Source organism: Erwinia sp. OLFS4, from assembly GCF_002752165.1.
Taxonomy (GTDB): Bacteria; Pseudomonadota; Gammaproteobacteria; order Enterobacterales; family Enterobacteriaceae; genus Izhakiella.
In genome coordinates, this window is the sequence record NZ_MOMB01000046.1 from 1 (window position 1) to 21625 (window position 21625).

The 21625-nt window shown below is 52.9% G+C and carries 19 protein-coding genes; 6 read left to right on the forward strand and 13 right to left on the reverse strand.

Going from position 1 to position 21625, the window contains the following annotated elements; genetic code table 11:
- Positions 1–164: IS1 family transposase (locus BL249_RS07615; protein ID WP_241898819.1), on the forward strand; the 164-nt coding region annotated here is incomplete at its 5' end.
- Positions 165–383: 219 nt separating this feature from the next.
- Positions 384–1691 carry a 30S ribosomal protein S12 methylthiotransferase RimO gene (rimO, locus tag BL249_RS07620; protein WP_099707116.1) on the forward strand — a complete coding sequence of 436 codons (1308 nt, stop codon included), beginning with the start codon at positions 384–386 and terminating at the stop codon, positions 1689–1691.
- A gap of 119 nt (positions 1692–1810) precedes the next feature.
- Here the strand turns inward: rimO and gsiD are convergent, their stop codons facing one another.
- From gsiD to gsiA, 4 genes are read right to left on the reverse strand one after another with little or no spacing between them, the layout of a single operon-like run.
- Complete coding sequence (gsiD, locus tag BL249_RS07625) at positions 1811–2716, reverse strand: glutathione ABC transporter permease GsiD (protein WP_099706946.1); 906 nt, start codon at positions 2714–2716, stop codon at positions 1811–1813.
- Positions 2717–2725: 9 nt separating this feature from the next.
- Complete coding sequence (gsiC, locus tag BL249_RS07630) at positions 2726–3646, reverse strand: glutathione ABC transporter permease GsiC (protein WP_099706947.1); 921 nt, start codon at positions 3644–3646, stop codon at positions 2726–2728.
- Positions 3647–3697: 51 nt separating this feature from the next.
- Positions 3698–5233: a glutathione ABC transporter substrate-binding protein GsiB gene (gene gsiB, locus BL249_RS07635; protein WP_099706948.1), complete on the reverse strand. Its 1536-nt coding sequence runs from the start codon at positions 5231–5233 to the stop codon at positions 3698–3700.
- A 48-nt stretch (positions 5234–5281) separates the two neighbouring features.
- Entirely contained in the window at positions 5282–7144 is a 1863-nt protein-coding gene (gsiA, locus tag BL249_RS07640; RefSeq protein ID WP_446717715.1) for a glutathione ABC transporter ATP-binding protein GsiA, read from the reverse strand.
- Between the two features lie 298 nt (positions 7145–7442).
- Here gsiA and moeA point away from each other — a divergent pair, with 298 nt between their 5' ends.
- Together moeA and moeB are read left to right on the forward strand one after the other, a co-directional pair.
- Positions 7443–8678, forward strand: coding sequence for a molybdopterin molybdotransferase MoeA (moeA, locus tag BL249_RS07645; RefSeq protein WP_099706949.1), 1236 nt, complete (start codon positions 7443–7445; stop codon positions 8676–8678).
- Positions 8679–9434: a molybdopterin-synthase adenylyltransferase MoeB gene (gene moeB, locus BL249_RS07650; RefSeq protein ID WP_099706950.1), complete on the forward strand. Its 756-nt coding sequence runs from the start codon at positions 8679–8681 to the stop codon at positions 9432–9434.
- Positions 9435–9611: 177 nt separating this feature from the next.
- On the opposite strand, the gene BL249_RS07655 is transcribed toward moeB, so the two are convergent.
- The 3 genes from BL249_RS07655 to BL249_RS07665 all read right to left on the reverse strand — a co-directional run bounded on the left by BL249_RS07655 (position 9612) and on the right by BL249_RS07665 (position 13247).
- Positions 9612–9800 carry an FKBP-type peptidyl-prolyl cis-trans isomerase gene (locus BL249_RS07655; protein WP_446717716.1) on the reverse strand — a complete coding sequence of 63 codons (189 nt, stop codon included), beginning with the start codon at positions 9798–9800 and terminating at the stop codon, positions 9612–9614.
- 157 nt (positions 9801–9957) lie between these two features.
- Entirely contained in the window at positions 9958–11550 is a 1593-nt protein-coding gene (locus BL249_RS07660) for an ABC-F family ATPase (RefSeq protein WP_099706952.1), read from the reverse strand.
- A gap of 206 nt (positions 11551–11756) precedes the next feature.
- Positions 11757–13247: a sugar porter family MFS transporter gene (locus BL249_RS07665; RefSeq protein WP_099706953.1), complete on the reverse strand. Its 1491-nt coding sequence runs from the start codon at positions 13245–13247 to the stop codon at positions 11757–11759.
- Positions 13248–13625: 378 nt separating this feature from the next.
- Between BL249_RS07665 and BL249_RS07670 the strand changes: the two genes are divergently transcribed.
- On the forward strand, positions 13626–14255 hold the full coding sequence (locus BL249_RS07670) for a Crp/Fnr family transcriptional regulator (RefSeq protein WP_099706954.1): 630 nt from the start codon (positions 13626–13628) through the stop codon (positions 14253–14255).
- On the opposite strand, the gene BL249_RS07675 is transcribed toward BL249_RS07670, so the two are convergent.
- The 5 genes from BL249_RS07675 to mntR all read right to left on the reverse strand — a co-directional run bounded on the left by BL249_RS07675 (position 14252) and on the right by mntR (position 20246).
- Positions 14252–15796: an efflux transporter outer membrane subunit gene (locus BL249_RS07675; RefSeq protein ID WP_099706955.1), complete on the reverse strand. Its 1545-nt coding sequence runs from the start codon at positions 15794–15796 to the stop codon at positions 14252–14254. The genes BL249_RS07670 and BL249_RS07675 overlap by 4 nt on opposite strands.
- Before the next feature lies 1 nt (position 15797).
- Positions 15798–17366: a DHA2 family efflux MFS transporter permease subunit gene (locus BL249_RS07680; RefSeq protein ID WP_099706956.1), complete on the reverse strand. Its 1569-nt coding sequence runs from the start codon at positions 17364–17366 to the stop codon at positions 15798–15800.
- Positions 17363–18508 (reverse strand): HlyD family secretion protein, encoded by a 1146-nt coding sequence (locus tag BL249_RS07685; RefSeq protein ID WP_446717717.1) that lies wholly within the window; start codon positions 18506–18508, stop codon positions 17363–17365. The genes BL249_RS07680 and BL249_RS07685 overlap by 4 nt, the downstream gene beginning before the upstream one ends.
- A 132-nt stretch (positions 18509–18640) precedes the next feature.
- Positions 18641–19756 (reverse strand): SLC13 family permease, encoded by a 1116-nt coding sequence (locus tag BL249_RS07690; protein ID WP_099706958.1) that lies wholly within the window; start codon positions 19754–19756, stop codon positions 18641–18643.
- 22 nt (positions 19757–19778) lie between these two features.
- Positions 19779–20246 (reverse strand): manganese-binding transcriptional regulator MntR, encoded by a 468-nt coding sequence (gene mntR / locus BL249_RS07695; RefSeq protein WP_099706959.1) that lies wholly within the window; start codon positions 20244–20246, stop codon positions 19779–19781.
- A 306-nt stretch (positions 20247–20552) separates the two neighbouring features.
- Here mntR and BL249_RS19375 point away from each other — a divergent pair, with 306 nt between their 5' ends.
- Complete coding sequence (locus tag BL249_RS19375; RefSeq protein ID WP_256385449.1) at positions 20553–20675, forward strand: hypothetical protein; 123 nt, start codon at positions 20553–20555, stop codon at positions 20673–20675.
- Between the two features lie 88 nt (positions 20676–20763).
- Here the strand turns inward: BL249_RS19375 and ompX are convergent, their stop codons facing one another.
- On the reverse strand, positions 20764–21276 hold the full coding sequence (gene ompX / locus BL249_RS07700; protein WP_099706960.1) for an outer membrane protein OmpX: 513 nt from the start codon (positions 21274–21276) through the stop codon (positions 20764–20766).
- Positions 21277–21625: the final 349 nt, after the last annotated feature.

A 21625-nucleotide genomic window follows, 5' to 3' on the forward strand; every position in this document is an offset into this window, starting at 1 on the left:
AGCATCTGACGGGCAAAATTTTCACCCAACGCATTGAACGTAATAACCTGACGCTCCGCACCCGCATTAAACGGTTGGCTCGTAAAACAATCTGCTTTTCGCGCTCAGTTGAGATCCACGAAAAAGTCATTGGAGCGTTTATCGAGAAACACATGTTCTACTAATTGGAGGCATCACCCAAATGTTTTCATTATTTCTTCCCTGATATTATTTCATCGGTTTAATCCATAAACGCCTGTGAAATCATAACAAAAAACGCTTTGATTGTATAAAATTGATAAAAATGTGTATGACTGTGTTTGCTGACCGGCATACAGGGGTGTGAATAAAGTTTAGCCGTGTTGTATACTCCGCGTTTTCCGAGCAATGTACAGTATAACGAAATGGCTAAGATTGGTTTTTTATCATTGGGTTGCCCAAAGAATCTGGTTGATTCTGAACGCATTCTCACCGAATTACGCAACGAAGGCTATCAGGTGGTGCCAAGTTATGATGACGCGGAACTGGTCATCGTTAACACCTGCGGCTTTATCGACAGCGCGGTCCAGGAATCGCTGGAAGCCATCGGCGAAGCGCTGAACGAAAATGGCAAAGTCATTGTCACCGGCTGTCTCGGCGCCAAAGAAAACCAGATTCGTGAAGTACATCCGAAAGTACTGGAGATAACCGGGCCGCACAGTTATGAACAAGTGCTGTCACACGTTCATCATTACGTGCCCAAACCCAAACATGACCCGTTTATCAGTCTGGTCCCTGAACAAGGGGTTAAGCTGACGCCACGCCACTACGCTTACCTGAAAATTTCGGAAGGCTGTAATCACCGCTGTACCTTCTGTATTATTCCCTCCATGCGTGGCGATCTCGATAGCCGGCCGGTTGGTAACGTACTTGATGAAGCCAGACGTCTGGTGGAATCCGGGGTAAAAGAGCTGCTGGTTATTTCTCAGGATACCTCTGCCTATGGCGTCGATGTCAAACATCGTACCGGTTTCTGGAACGGCGCACCGGTCAAAACCAGTATGGTCAGCCTGTGTGAACAGCTGGCAAAACTGGGGGTATGGGTACGTCTGCATTATGTCTATCCCTATCCCCACGTCGATGACGTCATTCCACTGATGGCACAAGGCAAAATCCTGCCTTATCTCGACATTCCGCTGCAGCACGCCAGCCCGCGAATACTAAAACTGATGAAGCGCCCAGGCGCCGTTGAACGGACCCTTGAGCGGATAAAGCGCTGGCGCGAAATCTGCCCGGAGCTGACGCTGCGTTCCACCTTTATCGTCGGCTTTCCTGGTGAAACCGAAGAAGACTTCCAGATGCTGCTCGATTTTCTCACAGCGGCACGTCTGGATCGGGTCGGCTGTTTTCGCTACAGCCCGGTGGAAGGCGCCAGTGCCAATCAGCTGCCCGACCCGGTGCCAGAAGAGGTCAAGCAGGCACGCTACGATCGGTTTATGCAGCTACAACAACAGATATCAGCAGAACGCCTGCAGGAAAAAGTGGGACGTGAAATTCTGGTTATCATTGATGAAGTGGATAACGATGGCGCCATTGGCCGCAGCATGGCTGACGCCCCGGAGATCGACGGCGCGGTTTACCTCAATGGCGAACGTAACGTAAAAGCCGGTGACATTGTGCGCGCTCGCGTCGAGCACGCCGACGAATACGACCTCTGGGCCAGCCGCTGTTAGGCTGACACAGCCTTAAGCGCATCAGCCGTATACTTGCGGATGCGCTTATTGCCCGTCGCATCAGCGCTAACGCCTGCCCGAACAGAATTTTTGGCTAATCCGGGTTTCCTCTGCCGGCCTTAGTTTTTCAGCTTAGGGTCCAGCGCGTCTCGCAAGCCGTCACCCAGCAGGTTAAACGCCAGGACCGTCAGAAAAATCGCCAGGCTGGGAAAAATCGCCACGTGCGGCGCCATCACCATATCGGCACGCGCTTCATTCAGCATGGTTCCCCACTCTGGCGTCGGCGGTTGTGCGCCAAGACCAAGAAAAGAGAGGCTGGCGGCGGAAATAATTGACGTACCAATCCGCATAGTGAAATAGACCACTATTGACGAAACGGTTCCCGGCAAAATATGCCGCCAGATAATCGTCATATCTGACGCGCCAATACTGCGTGCTGACTCAATATAAGTCATATATTTAAGTACTAAGGTATTACCACGCACCAGACGGGCAAAAGCCGGAACGCTAAAAATAGCCACGGCAACAATCACATTTGAGATACCGCTGCCCATCATCGCCACCACGGCGATAGCTAACAAAATGCCGGGAAAGGCAAACAGGACATCGCAGATACGCATAATAAGCCGATCCCACCAGCCTTCATAATAACCGGCCAGCAGCCCAAGAAAAATGCCGATTACCGCCCCGATAGCCACCGATAAAAAGCCGGCAATCAGCGAGATCCGCGTCCCCACCAGCACCCGACTGAAAATATCACGCCCCAGGGCGTCAACACCAAACCAGTGCAGCGCTGAAGGCCCCTGATTCAGACGATCATAATCAAAATAATTTTCAGCGTCGAACGGCGCCAGTGCCGGTGCAAACACTGCCAGCACAATCAGTACCAGCACAAACAAGCCGGCGGTGACAGCCAGCGGCTGCCGGCAAAAGCGCCGCCAGAATTCATGCCAGGGCGTGCGGACACGCGTAGCGGGTACCACAGGCATCGCCGAAAGCAGCGCGCGACGTCGCCAGTTTTTCATTATGCACCCTTACTCATAGCGAATAGCCGGATTAATCGCCGCATAAAGCATATCGACCAGCAGATTAATAAGAATAAATTCCAGCGAAAACAGCAGAATTTCGGCCTGAATCACCGGATAATCACGCATTTCGACGGAATCCACTAACAACCGTCCCAATCCCGGCCAGTTAAACACCACTTCCACCACAATCGAGCCACCCAGCAAAAAACCAAACTGCAGCCCCATCATGGTGACCACCGGGATCATGGCGTTACGCAATCCGTGTTTCAGCACCACCAGGCTTTCACGCACCCCTTTGGCTCGCGCGGTACGCATATAATCTTCCTGCATCACCTCCACAAAGGATGCGCGGGTAAAACGCGCCATTACCGCGGCTACCGCTGCGCCCAGAGTCAGCGAGGGTAAAATATAGTGCTGCCAGCTGTCAGCACCGACGGTGGGCAACCAGCCGAGTTGTACGGAAAAGACCTGCATCAGCAGCATGCCGAGGGCAAAAGCAGGAAAAGAGATGCCTGACACCGCCAGCGTCATCCCCAGCCGATCCGGCCAGCGGTTACGCCACACGGCAGAAATAATGCCAATTGCCATGCCAACGATCACCGACCAGACCATGCTGGACATCGTGAGCCAGAGCGTTGGCAGAAAACGTGAAGCGATTTCAACTGAAACCGGCCTTTTCGATACCATCGAATCACCAAAATCGCCCCGCAGCGCATGACTGATAAAATGCCAGAATTGCGTAGTCAGCGGCTGATCGAGTCCCAGCTGCTGACGCACCATTGCCACCACCGTTGCGTCTGCCTCCGGTCCGGCAATTAACCGCGCCGGGTCTCCCGGTAAAAAATGCACAAACAGGAATACCAGCACCGCCACAATCAGCAGCGTTGGGATCAGTCCGGCGAGGCGCTTGATAAAGTAATTAAACATGCGTCTATCCATGGCGCGCCGCCGTGGCGTTCAGCGGCGGCGCGTACTCGCTTATTTCACGTCGGCCTCATCAAAACTAAAGGCCGTGTCAGGCATAACATAAAAGCCGCTGAGCTTTTTACTTTTGGCCGACACCAGTTTTTCTACCACCAGCGGGATCCACGGATGGTCATTCCAGATGCGATCCTGGGCATCTTTATACAGCGCGGCCTTTTTATCGTTATCGGTGGTTTTCAGCGCCTCATCAAGGTCCTGATCCACCTGTTTGTTACTGTAAAACGCCGTATTAAAGATGGCCGGTGGCCAGGAAGCTGTCGCAAATAACGGTGCCAGCGCCCAGTTAGCTTCGCCGGTCGACGCTGACCAGCCAGTATAAAACATCCTGACCCCACTCTCTTTTTGCCCCTTACCTTCTACTTCCGCCGAACGCTGACCAGCATCCATCGCCCTGACCTGCACCTTAACCCCGACCTGAGCCAGCTGCTGCTGGGTAAACTGCAATACTTTCTGCGCCGTACTGTGATTATGTGACGACCAGAGGGTGGTGGTGAAACCCTCGGGGTAACCCGCTTGTTTTAACAATTCACGGGCTTTCGCCGGATTGTACTCATAGGCCGGATAAGTGCGGGAAAACTGGATAGCCGGTGGCAGAATACCGGTAGCCGGCGTGGCATAACCGGCAAACGCCACTTTGACCAGCGCCGGCCGATTAATGGCATACTCAAGCGCTTCACGAACCCTGGGGTTATCAAACGGCTTTTGCGTCACGTTAAGGCTGATATAACGCTGCATAATGGACGGCGTAGAGACCAGATCCACTTTGCTGCTTTTTTCCAGTAGCGGCGCCTGCTCATAAGGAATGGGAAATGCAAAGTCAGCCTCACCGGTCTGCAGCATGGCCGCACGGGTATTGTTATCAACCACCGGCCGCCAGGTAATGCTGTCCAGCTTCGGATAACCTTTATGCCAGTAACCAGGGAAACGGGTTACTTTGACAAAATCCGTCTGGTTCCACAGTGCGAACTGGTAAGGACCGGTGCCAACCGGATGAAAACCAATATCTTTACCATATTTTTTCAGCGCCGCCGGCGAAATCATCGCCGCCACCGGGCTGGCAAGCGTATTGATAAAAGCCGAAAACGGCTGTTTCAGCGTCACCTTCACGGTGTTGTCATCCACCACTTCCGTCTTATCGATGGCTTTAAACAAATTGTAGCGCTTAAGGTGATTGTCGGGATTGCTGGCTCTGTCGAGGTTCACTTTCACCGCACTGGCATTAAAGTCAGTGCCATCCTGAAACTTTACCCCAGGACGCAGCCTGATGGTGTAACTCAGGCCATCGGGACTGGCCTGATAACTCTGCGCCAGCACATTTTCCAGTTTCATGTCCTTATCAAAACCGAACAATCCTTCGTAGAACGATTTTGCCACCGCCTGCGACAGCGTGTCATTCGCGTCGTAGGGATCCAGGGTGGTAAAATTTGACCCGACGGCAACGGTAATGTCTTTTGCTGCCCAGGCAGGTGAGAGTGCAGCGGCGCTGACTAAGCCCAGCGCCAGCTGCCATTTGCGTGATGCTTTCATCATTGTACTTTTTCTCCTGTAATACCCTGTCTTATTAAACCCATGAATTTGCTAAAACCCGTCGCCAACGTGACGGGCAACAAAATGGTCCGGCGACACTTCACGCAACGGTATGCTTTCCGGCACATCGCCCGCAGCACGAATAGCACCGGGGATTTCATCAACCTGCAACAGCGCGTCCCGACGCCGTACCGTCGGGTCTGCCACCGGTACTGCCGACATCAGCTTGCGGGTATAGGGATGCTGCGGATGTTCAAACACCGCCTGACGCGGGCCTATTTCAACAATCTGTCCAAGATACATTACCGCCACCCGATGACTGATCCGCTCCACCACCGCCATATCATGTGAGATAAATAAAAACGCAATACCAAATTCCCGCTGCAGGTCCAGCATCAGATTGATAATCTGCGCCTGAATTGACACATCCAGCGCCGAAACCGCTTCGTCAGCGATAACCACTTTGGGATTAAGCGCCAGTGCGCGCGCGATACAGATACGCTGACGCTGACCACCTGAGAACTGGTGCGGATAACGCCAGGCATGCTGCGGCTGTAATCCTACCCGCTCAAGCAGCATCGCCACCCGCGCCTGGGCAGCCGCACCCCGTTCGATACCGTGCACCAGCAGCGGTTCCATAATGGAATATCCCACCGTTAGCCGTGGATCAAGGGAGGCGTAAGGATCCTGAAAAATAAACTGTATATCACGCCGCAGGTGGGCCAGCGCTGCCCCACGCAGATTGTCAATGCGCTGACCGTTAAAAGTGATGGTTCCCCCTTGACTTTTAACCAGCCGCAGTAGCGAACGCCCGGTGGTCGATTTTCCACAACCGGATTCACCCACCAGTGCCAGAGTTTCACCGGGCATTAAATCGAAACTGACATTTTCCACCGCATGCACCCGACGGGTAACGCGATTAAATAAGCCGCTGCGTAAATCAAACCTGGTGGTCAGATTACGAACCTGTAATACCGGCCCGCTGGCGCGATTAACGGTATCCTGTTCGCTGTCTGCGGGTGCCGTCGGCGAGGGTTCAGGCAGCGGAAACTTTTGTGGAAAGGCTTTACCCCGCATCGCACCCAGTTTAGGCACCGCCGCCAGCAGCGCGCGGGTATAAGCATGACCAGGCGCGCTAAAAATTTGTTTTACCGGACCTTGTTCCACTCGCTCACCGCGATACATCACCTGTACGCGGTCAGCCATTTCTGCCACCACGCCCATATCATGGGTAATAAAAATCACCCCCATTTCCATCTCTTTTTGCAGTAAGCGGATCAGCGACAGAATCTGTGCCTGTACCGTAACGTCCAGGGCGGTGGTTGGTTCATCGGCAATCAGCAACGCCGGACGGCAGGATAACGCCATGGCAATCATCACCCGCTGGCGCATGCCTCCGGAAAGCTGGTGAGGAAAACGATCGAGCAAATTACGCGCGTCGGGAATACGCACCCGATCCAACAGCTGTAAGGCTTCCCGTCTTGCCGCCTGATGGCTTTTTCCCTGATGTAAACGAATCGATTCGGCGATCTGCTCACCCACCGGAAAAACCGGATTAAGCGAGGTCATTGGCTCCTGAAAAATCATGGCCATATCTGCGCCGCGCACCCGACGTAGCAGGTGAGGCGACGCGCTGGCCAGATTCAACAGGCTGTTATCGCGCCGCCGCAGCCACATTTCTCCCTGGTCAATGATGCCGCCTCCCTGCTCAACCAGACGCATAAGGGCCAGTGAAGTCACCGACTTTCCCGAACCCGATTCGCCAACAATCGCCAGCGTTTCACCCCGTCTGACTGAAAGCGATATATTATTTACCGCCTGAATACGTTCGCCATCGCGCTGAAAGCTGACGCTGAGGTTGGTGACTGCCAGCACCTGATCGGCGGCCATCCCGGTTTGTGAATTTTCCGTCATACCTTCGCCCTGTCGCATTGCCGCCAGCGATGACGGCTAACAGACCTAAATCATTTTAAAAAACACCAGGTTAGATTATTTTACTTTATAGATCGTCTAATTTTTGACTATAGGTAGGCGACAGAAGGATGTAAAGAAGAAACGTTATCTGTTGATAATAACGCTTGGTTTTAACTTATAGCGTTTCGTGCGCCTGACGCATAAAAAAGCGGTTGTGCTTCATTCCGCTTACCGATTCAGGCGATAATAGGTTAACCAACTGCAACAGCACCATCCAGCGGATCAATCTGGAGAAATAATGGAGAACTTTACTGCCGGCCTCATTTCACTTGATGAGGCGCTCAACACCATGCAGGCAGACCTGACTCCGGTCACCACTCGCCAGCGGGTTGCCCTGCGCGGCGCGGCTCAGCATATTACTGCCGGGCCGGTGATATCACCGGTGAACGTCCCCCCCTTTGCCAATGCCGCCATGGATGGTTATGCCGTGCGGCTGGCCGACCTTACCCATGAGGATAGCCTCAGTGTGGCGGGTAAAGTCTTTGCCGGCAGCCCCTGGCAAGGAGAGTGGCCTGCAGGTAGCTGTATCCGTATTATGACTGGCGCTCCCCTGCCCCCTGGTACTGACGCTGTGGTTATGCAGGAAGAAACGGAAAGCCACGGCGATAAAATCCGCTTTACCACCCCGGTTAGCGCCGGGCAGCATATTCGCCTGGCCGGGGAAGATCTGCGTCAGGGTGATAAAGTACTGGAGGCCGGTGTACGTCTGGGTGCCGCCAGTTTACCGCTGCTGGCATCACTGGGAATTGCCGACGTCGAAGTATTACGTCCGCTAAAAGTGGCTCTGTTTTCCACCGGTGATGAACTCTGTCCCCCCGGCCAACCGCTGGCAGCAGGACAAATCTATGATACCAATCGCCTGACCGTCAGCCTGATGCTGGATAAACTTGGCTGTCAGGTCATCGATCTGGGAATTATTGCTGACGATCCCGATGCCTTACGTAGCGCCTTTCTGCAGGCTGACCGCGAAGCCGATGTGGTGATCAGCACCGGTGGCGTGTCGGTAGGTGAAGCCGATTACACCAAAGCCATTCTTGAGGAACTGGGCGAAATTACCTTCTGGAAACTGGCAATTAAACCGGGGAAACCCTTCGCGTTTGGCCGGCTGGCACACAGCTGGTTCTGCGGTCTGCCGGGCAATCCGGTCTCCGCCACCGTCACGTTTTATCAGCTGGTACAGCCGCTGCTGGCGAGACTCGGCGGCCAGCGGGATGCAATCTTTCCGCCGCGGCAGCGCGTACGCGCAGCCAGCCTGCTGAAAAAATCAGCCGGACGCCTTGATTTCCAGCGCGGCAGAGTTGAACGTAACGCCCAGGGCGAACTGGAAGTCCACAGCACCGGCCCGCAAGGTTCACATATTTTCAGTTCATTCAGTCAGGCTAACTGTTTTATTGTGCTTGAGCGCGAACGCGCCAACGTTCAGCCAGGAGAATGGGTGGAAATCGAGCCGTTTAATGCATTACTGGAGGACTGAATGGCCGAGCGGCTGAGCGATGACGAGATGCTGCGCTACAACCGGCAGATTATGCTACGCGGTTTTGACTTTGACGGACAGGAAGCGTTAAAGGCGGCCAGGGTACTGATCGTCGGTCTGGGTGGGCTAGGCTGCGCTGCCGCTCAGTATCTCGCCGGTGCCGGTATCGGCACCCTGACACTGCTTGATTTTGATCGCGTCTCACTGTCAAATCTGCAGCGTCAGGTACTGCACAGCCAGGCAACCATCGGTGAAGCGAAGGTGATTTCAGCCCGTCGCCGGCTGACCGAACTCAATCCGCTGATCGCCGTGGACGCAATTGATGCGCATTATGACGATCAGCAGCTGACACAATTACTGCAGCGCCAGCATCTGGTGCTCGACTGCAGCGATAACCTTAGCACACGCGAACAGCTCAACCGCCTGTGTTATGAACGGCGCCTGCCGCTGGTATCCGCCGCGGCCATTCGTATGGAAGGACAGATCAGCGTCTTTAGCGGGCAGCCGGACGCCCCCTGTTATCGCTGCATCAGCCGGCTGTTCGGTGAGCAAACGCTAAGTTGTGCTGAAACCGGCGTGATGGCGCCGCTGGTTGGCGTGATCGGTAGCCTGCAGGCAATGGAAGCAATTCGCCTGCTGACCGGCTACGGCAAAGCGGTAAGCGGCACCCTGTTGCTTTATGATGCTATGACCCTGCAATTTCGCCAGATGACGCTGCAAAAAGATCCCCACTGTGAAGTCTGCGGTCAGGCCTGAGGGGAACCGCAGGCCTGAATGATTTTACGCTTATTCATCGTGGGAAAATCAGCCCGGGCTTTATTATTTTCACCGCATGTTCGAAAACAGAGCAACGCTAAGAAAAATGTCTGACAAATAGCCATATAATCCACGGGTTACTGTCAGAATCAGTGATACAGCTGACAACGTTCCCTGTCAGTCATGCTCCGTCGACGCAGCCGGTGCAGAAGTACCATTGATATCGCGTATCCGCACGGTATAAACCATTGTTGCACCCGGAGGAATTTGGGGTGGATAACCTTCATCGCCATAGGCCAGCACCGGCGGAACCACCATAGTGAGGCTTCCATGGTTTTTAAGATGCAAATATGCAGTTATCTGCACCTCAACCAAACGCGTAAACCGAGGCAATACGGATATCGTCAGCCGGCACGACGAATTTCAGAAGGAAAACACAACCGCCATCAACACAAGGTAATATAAACCTGCCAGGCGGCTTTCACCGGACATCCTGACAGGCACATGCTTACACCGCAAACAATCAGCCTACGCCCTGGCTACGCAGATAATCTTCGTAGTTACCGCTGAAATCAATCACGCGGCCCGGCCGCAGTTCAATAATGCGGTTTGCCAGAGAGCTGACAAATTCACGGTCGTGCGAAACAAAAATCAACGTACCTTCAAACAGTTCAAGCGCCATATTCAGTGATTCGATGGATTCCATATCCAGGTGGTTGGTCGGTTCATCCATAATCAGAATATTAGGCCGCTGCATCATCAGTTTGCCAAACAGCATGCGACCTTTTTCGCCACCGGACAGCACCCTGGCCGGTTTTTTAATGTCATCCTGACCAAACAGCAGGCGGCCGAGGATACTGCGCACAGCCTGTTCATCATCACCAGGCTGTTTCCACTGGCTCATCCAGTCGAACACCGTCAGATCGCTGGCGAAATCGTCGGCGTGATCCTGGGCATAATAGCCAATCCGCGCGTTCTCAGACCATTTTATGCTGCCGCTGTCCGGTGTCAGATCGCCGACCAGCGTTTTTAGCAACGTGGTTTTACCAATACCGTTAGCGCCGAGCACCGCCAGCTTTTCGCCCACTTCCAGCAGCAGTTTTACCTCTTTAAACAGCGGCCCCTGATCAAAACCTTTACTGAGATTGTCAATTTCCAGCGCATTGCGGAACAGCTTTTTATCCTGTTCAAAACGGATAAACGGGTTCTGCCGGCTGGAAGCTTTTACTTCATCCAGCTTGATTTTATCCATCTGACGCGCACGCGATGTTGCCTGACGCGATTTAGAGGCGTTAGCACTAAAACGGCTGACAAATGACTGAAGCTCGGCAATTTGCGCTTTTTTCCTGGCGTTATCTGCCAGCAGACGTTCACGCGCCTGAGTGGCTGCCGTCATATACTCATCATAGTTACCGGGATAAACCCGCAGCTCGCCATAATCAAGGTCGGCCATGTGGGTACAAACCATATTCAGGAAATGGCGGTCATGCGAGATAATGATCATGGTGCTGTCACGCTCATTAAGCACGTTTTCCAACCAGCGAATAGTGTCGATGTCGAGGTTGTTGGTTGGTTCGTCCAGCAGCAGAATATCAGGATCGGAGAACAAGGCCTGCGCCAGCAGTACGCGCAGCTTCCAGCCCGGTGCCACTTCGCTCATCGGGCCATAGTGCTGCTCCAGCGGAATCCCCACACCAAGTAACAGCTCCCCGGCCCGGGCTTCAGCCGTATAACCGTCCATTTCGCCATACTTCACTTCAAGATCAGCGACCCGGTAACCATCTTCTTCGCTCATTTCCGCCAGCGCATAGATACCATCGCGTTCCTGCTTGACTTGCCACAGCTCCGCATGCCCCATAATCACCGTGTCCAGCACGCTGAAATGTTCAAAGGCAAACTGATCCTGGCGCAGTTTACCTATGCGCTCATTGGGATCGAGAGCAACATTACCGTTGGTCGGTTGCAGATCGCCACCAAGAATTTTCATAAAGGTGGACTTGCCACTGCCGTTAGCGCCAATCAGCCCATAGCGATTACCGCCGCCAAATTTAACCGAGATATTTTCAAACAGTGGTTTGCTGCCAAACTGCATGGTGACATTGTTGGAAACCAGCACGAAATTGCCTTCATTAGCGGATAGATGAATTTGGCCACATTATGCCACAGCCTGACATCAGGATCGCCTGAAGTTGTTACGCTTTTTCTGTTGCGCCGCTGTACTGCCTGACTGCAGCCGGCAATCAGTACCATAAGTCACACCCACGCCGGCCGGCCAATCTACTGAATAAGAGGTGCTAAGCACCTCCTGTCATTATCTGCTGTTTATATGCTGCTTCTGGCTTTACGCTCAGCCAGACGCTGCTGACGCGGCGGCGCAGCGTCACTCAGCCATTCGTGCAAATAATGTTCAATCTGTTCCAGCGAACGGTTGCGCGTTTCCGGGATACAGCGCAGCACGAAAAACGCGCCGCATATACCTACCAGGGTAAAGGTAAAGAACGCCCCCGCCAGACCGACGCTGGCAAGCAGCAGCGGGAAAGAGAGCGAAATAAGGAAGTTGGCGATCCACATGGCAAATACCGCCCCGCCCATAAAAATACCGCGCAGACGGGTCGGAAAGATTTCCGACAGCAGCAGCCAGGTCACCGGCGACAACGCCCCCTGCTGAAAACAGAGAAACATTAGCATGCCCAGCAGCACCATATAGCCCCGCAGCATATCCGGATGGGCATGGTTACCTTCCGGCATAAAATAACAAATGCAGCCAATAAACAGCAGACAGCAGGTGCAGCCAAACTGGCCAATCATCACCATTGGCCGGCGGCCGATGCGTCCCAGCAGCCAGATACCAACAAAGGTCATCAGCACCGAGATAACGCCATTCGCAATAGTAGCTACCAGTGCCGCATTGTCACTCATTCCGATACTGGTGAGCATGGTCGGTGCGTAATACATGATAGTGTTAACGCCGGAGGTCTGCTGAATCACCGCCACGCCGATACCAATCAGAAACAATTTAAACAGCCAGGGTTTTTTAAGTTCACGCAGCCGGGGTTTCCCCTGCAGTTCATCATCCTGCAAGGTTTCTTCGATTTCGGTCAGTTCCCACTCAACGTCATCGCGCGCGCGGGTGCGCTCCAGTACTTTACGTGCTTCGGCAAGGCGCCCTTTCATGGCGTACCAACGCGGGGAGTCCGGCATAAACAGCATGCCAATCCACAGCATTACGGCAGGCAGGGTTGCCACCGCCAGCATCCAGCGCCAGGTATCCGCCCCACCCCAGAGCGCATTAAAACCGGCATTGGACATATAAGCCAGCAGCTGTCCGGAGACAATCATAAACTCCTGCATTGTCACCAGCTGACCGCGCCGGTTAGCTGGCGCAATCTCTGCAATATAAACCGGTACCGTCGCCGATGCCCCGCCGACAGCCACCCCAAGCAGTAAGCGAAAGAAAACCATCCAGTGCACGTCGGGTGCCAGCGCCGTGCCAAGCGCCCCTACGGCAAAAATTACCGCCAGCAGCGTGATGATTTTTTTACGTCCGGCGGCCGCGGCAAAATAGCCGGAAAACAGCGAGCCAAAAGCGGCACCAAACAGCAGAGAGCTGGTCACCAGACCCATAGTAAAGGGGGTTAAATGCAGTTCAGGGCCCATAAATAACAGTGCACCTGAGATGACGCCGGTATCATAGCCGAACAGCAGGCCGCCGAGGGTAGCGATACAGGCAATCACTTTGACAAAGGGCTCCGTACGACTGTTACTGTTCGGGCCGGACGCTTTATTCAGTGTAAGGTACTGTTCTTTACTCATGACATATCCCGTCTGACAGATTAAACCACGGTTAAAGGCACTTGTTTTGATGCCAATCCCTGGCAGGATTCTAGAAAATAGATCATTTATTTCACTAACAGGCATAACTGAAATTAATTTTTGATAAGCCGATCGCACTTAGCCGGTTTTAATCGATAAAAATGAGAGGTAACACCGTATTTACTGGCTATTAACCTTCAGAAGTCAGGCAAATGACAGAACATTTATTTTGTTTACAATGAAAATACTGAAGATGATTTCAATCAGACAAAAAATTGTCACCATCCTATGACGCGGCCCGTAAGCCTTATGCCAGGAGTGCTTTGATTAACGACGTGATATGCTAATTTATCTCAGTAACAACCGGCGGAAATCAGCATGAAAATCAGTGCCAGCAGCGGAGAACTCAACGAAGACGGTGCGCCGCTGTTTGCGACCTTGCATAATTCACCCCATGCCACCCTTACCCGTTTTGACAACCTGCCGCGGCAGCATCATATCTACCCACAGCATAATGAAGCCGCTTCGTTTTATTATCTGCACAGCGGTCTGGTGGGGCTTTATCATTTACAGGAGAATGGCAAGGTCTGTCTGATGCGGCTGTTTACACCGGGCGACTTCTTCGGTTTTCGTAGCCTGTTTGGCGACATGTTTTATCACTGTTCTTCGCGGGTACAGCGTACAGCCAGCGTCACGCGCATTACCCCTTACCAGCCGGAAAGCTTTTTGCAAAAGTATCCGGCCCTCAACCGCTATCTCATTCAGCGACTGGCTCAGGATCTGGCCATGGCGGAAAAACGACTGGCCAGTATGGCGTATGAACGCTCACAGCAACGGGTCCTGACCAGCATCCGCACGCTGTACCAACGCTGGCCCGGTTATGAGTTTACCTGGCGGGAAATTGCTGAATATGCTGGCTGTGAAACCGAAACCGCGATGCGTCACAGCCGGACGCTACGCCAGCAGGGGCTGCTGCCACCGGCCTTTACCACACCGCACAATGATTAACCGCGAACTGCGGCACCAAACAGCGGAAATTCAGGTAGCTGAACGTGCTGATACGGCTCCCATCCACCGCCAAGTGCTTTGTAAAGTGCCACTAAATCAACGCTAGTCTGCATACGGGCAGAGACCAGCTGCTGACGGGTTTGTGCCAGCTGGCGTTGTGCATCCAGCACGCCGATAAAGTTGCTGAGCCCTTTGCTATAGCTGTCACGCGCCAGTTCAAACGCGCTCTGCTGTGCTGCCACCGTATCACTCAGACCCGCTACCCGCTGCTGATCGGCATGATAACTGACCAGCGCATTCTCCACATCCTGTAGCGCAGTCAGCACCGTCTGGCGATAGCCGAGCGCCGCCGCGGCCTGGTCGGCGCGAGCCAGCCTGACGCTGGACACCAGACGCCCGCCCTGGAAAAGTGGCAGACTGACTGCCGGACCAAAGCTGTAAAAATGGCTGCTCCAGTTATCCAGATAGCTGGCATCGGTATTACGTACGCCGAACTGGCCGCTCAGCGACAGGTCAGGAAACATCTGAGCCACCGACACGCCGATATTTGCCGTTGCGGCGTGCAGTCGGGCTTCAGCGGCGCGCACATCAGGACGCCGACGTGCCAGCGTGGCGGGAATGCCAACCGCCACGTGTGCCGGCAGCGCCGGCAGCGCTTTGTCGCTGGCCAGTTCAGCGTCCAGCATGCCCGGCATATTGCCCAGCAGTACCGCCAGACCGTTCATCGCCTGACGAACCTGGGACTGATACTGCGGCAGCTGAGCCTGCAGCGACCCTAACTGAGCGCGGGCATTTTCCACATCAGTCAGCGGTGACAGTCCGTTACGCTGCAGGCTTTGCGTTAATGCCAGCGTCTGGCGGGCAACCTCAATCTGCGTTTCAATGGTACGGGTTATCGCCTGGGCACCGCGCAGTTGCAGGTAAGTACGCGCAACTTCCGCTTCAAGCGACACCAGTGCATCGTTACGGTTTTCAATGTTCTGCTGTTGCTGCGCCTGTGCCATTTCAACCTGACGACGGACTTTACCCCATAAATCAAGCTCCCAGGAGGCATCAAAACTGCCCTGATAGAGGTTAACCGGTTTGGTCAGACTGTCGAGTGTCGAACGGTATTGCGGCGCGTTCTGCTCAACCTGGTCGTATACCCCGTTCGATTCCAGCTCACCTTTCAGTCCCGGCTGCTGGCGGGTCACCTGCAGATTACCGCTGGCACCGGGAAACCATGCTCCTCGTGCCTGGTTAACCTGCTGGCGTGACGCGGCAATGCGCATTACCGCCTGCTGCAGCGAAAGATTACCGGCGATGGCGCGGCTAATCAGGTTATCAAGCTGGGGATCGTTAAAGGTTTTCCACCACTGCGGATTAATGGCGCTGGCTTGCGGCGTTGAACCGGTATCGCTGGCCAGCGCATTAAAGTGACTGGCGCTTAGCGGTGCCGGCGCCTGATAATCCGGCCCCACCGAACAGGCTGACAGCGTGAGTACAACGGGTAACACCAGCGCCATTGGCCTGAGAAAAAAATCAGGAAATTTACTCTGCATCTCAGTGTGCTCCCGCACTGCCTTCGCTCTTCACGGGCGACAGCAGAAAACAAAAAGGTAATAGAATCAGGGCAAAAATACTTAATCCAATAAAAACATCAATGTAGGCCAGAATACGTGCCTGAGCGATCATCTCCTGATAAAGCTTACCGCTGGCGAGGGTCGTGGGATCGCCCACCAGAGAAGAAAAGTCTCTCACCGCTTGCGCCCAGCGAGCCAGGGTCTGATTAAACGACGCGTCTAACGGGGTCATATGCGCAGACAGACAGGCGCTGTGAGTTTGCTGGCGCTCCGTAATCGCTGCGGTACAGAGCGAAATACCCACCGAACCGGATACGTTCCTGAACATAGTAAACAACGCCGATGCGTCGGCATTCAGCCGCTGCGGTATGGTAATAAAAGCAATGGTGGTCAGCGGCACAAATAAAAAGCCCAGCCCGATAGTCTGGGCGCTACGCATCAGCATCAGCGTGGTAAAATCAATGTCCGGCGTCAGTCCGGCGCAGTATATAAATGACACCGCCAGGCAGACAAAACCAAAGGCGATAATCCAGCGTGTCTGCACCAGCGGCATTAATTTTAATACCAGGGGAATCGTCAGAATAATCAGTACGGCCCCGGGAGAAAGCACCAGACCCGACCAGGTTGCGGTATAACCTAAATCCTGCTGCGCCAGCTGCGGAATCACTACCGAACTGCCATACAGAATAGTGGCCATACCGGCCATCAGCAGGCCAGCAACCCAAAAGTTGCGATCTTTCATCACTGAGAGATCGACCACCGGTCGGCGGGCATAAAGCAGCCAGTAAACCGCCCCTACCAGACCAACAAGGGTCAGTACGGCGAACAACACAATAAAGCGTGAATTAAACCAGTCTTCATCCTCGCCCCGGTCAAGCATTACCTGCAGACAGCCCAGTCCGAGGGTAATCAGACTGATGCCAATATAGTCAATTTTCAGCTTCGAGGGTGCCCAGCGTTTTTCCCATGGCGGATCTTCCAGCAGCTGATAAATGGCGATAACGCAAAGGATCCCCACCGGAATATTAATAAAAAATACCCAGCGCCAGCTGTAATTATCGGTGATCCAGCCGCCCAGGGTCGGCCCCATTACCGGCGCGACAATCACCGCAATAGATGACAACCCAAAAGCTTTACCCCGATCTTCCGCTTTAAAATAGTCCAGCAAAACCGATTGCTGTACCGGCTGCAATCCGCCGCCGAAAAAACCTTGCAGCACGCGAAACAAAATAATCTGCCACAGTTCCGTAGCTATCCCGCACAGCAATGAGCAGACGGTAAACATGACAATACAAATCATAAAAAACATCTTGCGGCCAAATACCCGGCTAAGAAATGCCGAAATGGGCAGCACGATGCCGTTTGCTACCAGGTAGGAAGTCAGCACCCAGGTGGATTCGTCGTAACTGGAAGAGAGTGAACCGGCAATGTGTGGCAGAGCAACGTTGACAATAGTGGTGTCGAGGATTTCCATAAACACCGCCACCGTCACCACCATGGCAACCAGCCAGGGATTGCTGACAGGTTTCCAGCTTGTTGCCTGATTCATTTTACCGTCACCGTCGGCTCAACTGACAGACCCAGTGGCAGCGGTTTATTCGGATCCAGACCGTTATCAATCACGATTTTCACCGGCACACGCTGGACAATTTTCACATAATTACCGGTGGCATTCTCCGCAGGGAAAGCAGAAAAACGCGAGCCAGAACCCATCTGAATACTGTCAACATGGCCAGACAGTTTCAGTTGTGGCCAGCCATCAACGCTGATGTCCACCTTATCACCAGGATTCATGTGTTCGAGCTGGGATTCTTTAAAATTAGCAATCACCCATATATCGGGGGAGACCAGCGAAAACAGTGAGGAACCGGCTTGTACCAGCGTGCCCTGATTAACATTGCGCTTAGTTACAAATCCGTCATAAGGCGCCCGCACTTCGCTATAAGAGAGATTGAGCAAGGCAGTATTCAGCTGAGCTTTTGCCTGTTCTACCTGTTGCTGCCGCGCTTCAACATTGGTCTGCTGCTGGCGGATTTGCAGTTCAACCTGTGAAGCCACTTCCAGCTGCGCATTAGCACTGGCCAGCTGGGCTTTAGCGCTACGTAGCTGCGCGCTGGCGGCATCAATATTACGCTGTGAAGTAGCACGCGGATCAACGCCACGCTGACGACGGTAATCGGCCTGCGCGTTGATATAATTCGCTTCGGCCTGGGCCTGCTGAGCCAGCGCCTGATCGCGCTGGGCCGGATACTGCACGCGAGAAAGGTCGAGCTGGGCCTGGGCCTGATGCAACTGCGCTTCGGCCAGCCCCAGCTGGGCCTTTGCCTGATCGCGCTGCGCCTCGCTGTCACGCGGATCTATCTTTAGCAGCAAATCGCCTTTTTTCACCCGCTGATTATCGTTAACCGCCAGTTCGGTGACATAGCCGGATACTTTAGCCGCAATGGTCACCGCATTGCCTTCAGTAAAGGCATCGTCAGTGGTTTCCTGATTATGCGTCATTAGCCAGTAAATCAGCGCGACAATAATCATGATCAACACAATAATCGCCAGAATGATCAGCGGCTTTTTCCCCGGTCGTTTGCGGTCTGTACTGTCAGGCTGGTCATGACCAGCATGCTGCGGTGCAGCGCTTTGTCCGTCCCGATTGTTATCGTCCTCTCCGGACGCAGAGTAATGTTGATCAGCCATAGTTCCCATCAATAGTTAGCTGGCAGCAAAACCAGCCGTAAGCAGACAAATAAAACAGGTATGCTGAGTTTAACAATAGGAGAAAAAGTAACAAATTCCACTGCCTGCGTGTTAAACCAGAAAACCCTGAGCTTAAATCACACCAATTAACAAAAATAGTAACCAGCCGGCAAGGCAGGCAAACAGCAAAAACGGCATAGAATAAAGGTGAAACTGCCACCAGATGCGGCGATCGCGCGCCATACGCAGCGCAATCAGATTGGCCAGCGAACCGGGTAGCAAGCCAAAACCGCCAATATTAACCGCCCAGCTTAGCAACGTTGAAGCCGGCAAAATATTCAGCAGCAATAGGGTGGCAGGTACATTGCTGATAAACTGAGATAAACCAATCGCCAGCAGATAACGTGCGCCAGCAGCCCAGTGTGTCAGCTGCTGAAAAACCGCTGCCAGCAGCGGCAAATGGGTCAGAAAAAAAACATCAATAAACATCAGAATAAAAACAACCAGCAGGCTCCAGTCCAGCTGTAACAGCAACTGCGGCGTTCGCCAGAGAAAAAATAGCGCGATAATCAGCAAAGCAAAACCTGCCAGATTAAATTCAAGTGCGATAATAAACAGCAGATACAGTACGGCACACTGTATCAACAATCCACGCTGCCACAGCAAAGGGGGCTGCTCTGCCTGCAACTGAATTGCCTTTTTGCCAAAACTACAGGCCGTCAGGACTAACAACGCCGCCATCAGCAGCAGCGCCAGCGGCAGCATCTGACCGATAAACTGCAAAAAGCTCTGGCCGCTTTTATTCCATAATAAAATGTTTTGCGGGTTGCCAATGGGGGTTAATAACGAACCGGCATTCACCGCCAGCGCTTCAAAGATAATCAGCCGGTTTAACGGTATCAGGGTAAACCGTCGCAGGGTTAAGGTCAGCGGCACGGTAATAAACAGCGCCACATCATTGGTAAGAAAGGTGGAAAGCAGGGCCGACGCCGCCACCATAAATAACGCCAGTGAACGCTGGTCGCAAAAGCGTTGAATCAGCCGCTGGCCAAGGAAAGCAAAATAACCGCTGGATTCAATTCCTTTGGTTAACAGCAGCAGCCCGGCCAGGGTCAGGATTGTGTGCCAGTCGACGGCATCGGCCAGCTGGCGAGAGTGAAAATCGGCCAGTGCGCCGGTTATCAGACCAATCAGCAACAGGATCTGTAATAAACGGTCATCTATCAACGTACGTAGCAACGCACTCATCGTAAGCGACCAGAAAAGAAAATCAGGTTTTTTGCTGGCCGTGACTGAATTGCTGAAACACCGCCAGGGTTTCATCACTGACATGGTGTTCAATCCCTTCAGCATCACGCCGGGCAATGTCCGGACTGATGCCTAATGCCAGCAAAAAGGTTTCAACGATATGGTGACGCGCCCGACTCTCTTCAGCCAGTTTTTCACCTTCGCCGGTGAGAAAGACCCCACGATAAGGCACCTGCTCGACCAGCCCTGCCGTGGCAAGGCGTTTTAACATTTTTGCCACCGTCGGCTGTGAAACCCCAAGACGCGCAGCCATGTCTACCTGTCGCGCTTCACCAAACTGGCGGATTAAATCCGATATCAGCTCGACATAGTCGTCAATCAGTTCACGGCGATGCGCTTCACGCACCTGGCGGAAGCCCTCGACGTGCTCTTCAATATCTTTTAACTGGCCATTCAGCAGCGGCGCAGCGTCTTTAACGCGACGACTCATTTAGCTTCCTTCTTGTTATACATGACGGACCTGCTGTAATTCTCTCAGCCTGTCGGGCTGCTATTGTAAACCAAGCGTCAGGAACCTCAAATATTCCGCAAAAGAGCACTGGCTAACTGATATAGCCCGTGCTATAAGTGTTGTTATTATGTTCACTTGTTAAAAGTAAGGAAATAGCAATGGATGCCGTGCATCTCCTGTTGTCACTGTTCCTTGCTTTTAGCGGCGGTCTTTTCCTGGGTTTAACTGCCCACAAACGCCGTCAGTAAACACACTATTACCTGGCCAGAGAATAAGGAGGATAAAATGAAAAAAGCGCGTTTAACGTTACCGCTGTTTTGTCGTTCGCCCTTTACCCTGCGCCTGATGCTGCTGGAAATGCTGACTTCCGGCCATATTCTGCCGCGCGCCAGCGTCCCAAAGACCTGAGGCAACCTGAACAGGTTGCCTGCAAAAAAAATCCGCCATAACGGCGGATTTTTTGTTTTCTCAGCGTCACATTTCGCGGCACTGCAAATCAGAAGCTGTAGCCTACACCAACGATCCAGGTACCAATGTCAACGCTGCGGATGCGGCTCTGCTCATAACCGGTATCGATTGCAACATTCTCAATCGGGTTAAACTGCAGGCCAGCACCGTATGAGAAACCGACGTCGCTAAGGCTGTAAACATCGCGCTCGTTGGTGCCGTTCTGGTTGAATTTACCGTAGCCCAGACCAATAACGCCATAGATGCTGGCCCAGTCATTGATGCGATAAGCCGGGCCACCGGTGAAGCCGTAATACTGGCCTTTGAGGTTAAAACCGTTATCATTGTAGTTCTTCGTGGTGTAAGTAAAAGAACCAATCCAACCCAGCGGGTTGTTTTCATCTTCCCAACGATATTTCAGGTTGAAACCATTCGCTTTGTTAACAATACCCTGCATATCACCTTGGGCGTAACCCAGTGAAACAGTACTCTTTGCCATTGCGGAACCAGCAGAGACTGCCAGTACACAAGCCAGGGCTGAAAGACATGCAATTTTTTTCATAACCACCTCAAATGTGAAAATACTTCTCTCCTGACAACACTGGAAATATAACAAAAGTTAGCTGGAAACTCTGCCCGCAAATGGTTGTCTAATGGATAGTTTCGTGTAACAAAAAGTTAATGAAACTTTATAAGGTATTAAAATTACTAAAAAAATATTGTGACATTTTGGTGTCTCTGAGCGGGGTAAAATGCACCAGATAAAGAAAGTTCTTATCAAAAGCTGACACTTACTGACAGTTTTGACATCTCAGCACCCCCTCCAGATTGACTTTTTTTCACTGCCACTCGGCTTTTTTCACCGCCTCAATTACACTGGTTGTTCAGGTTTCGTTTAGGGACACAAAAGG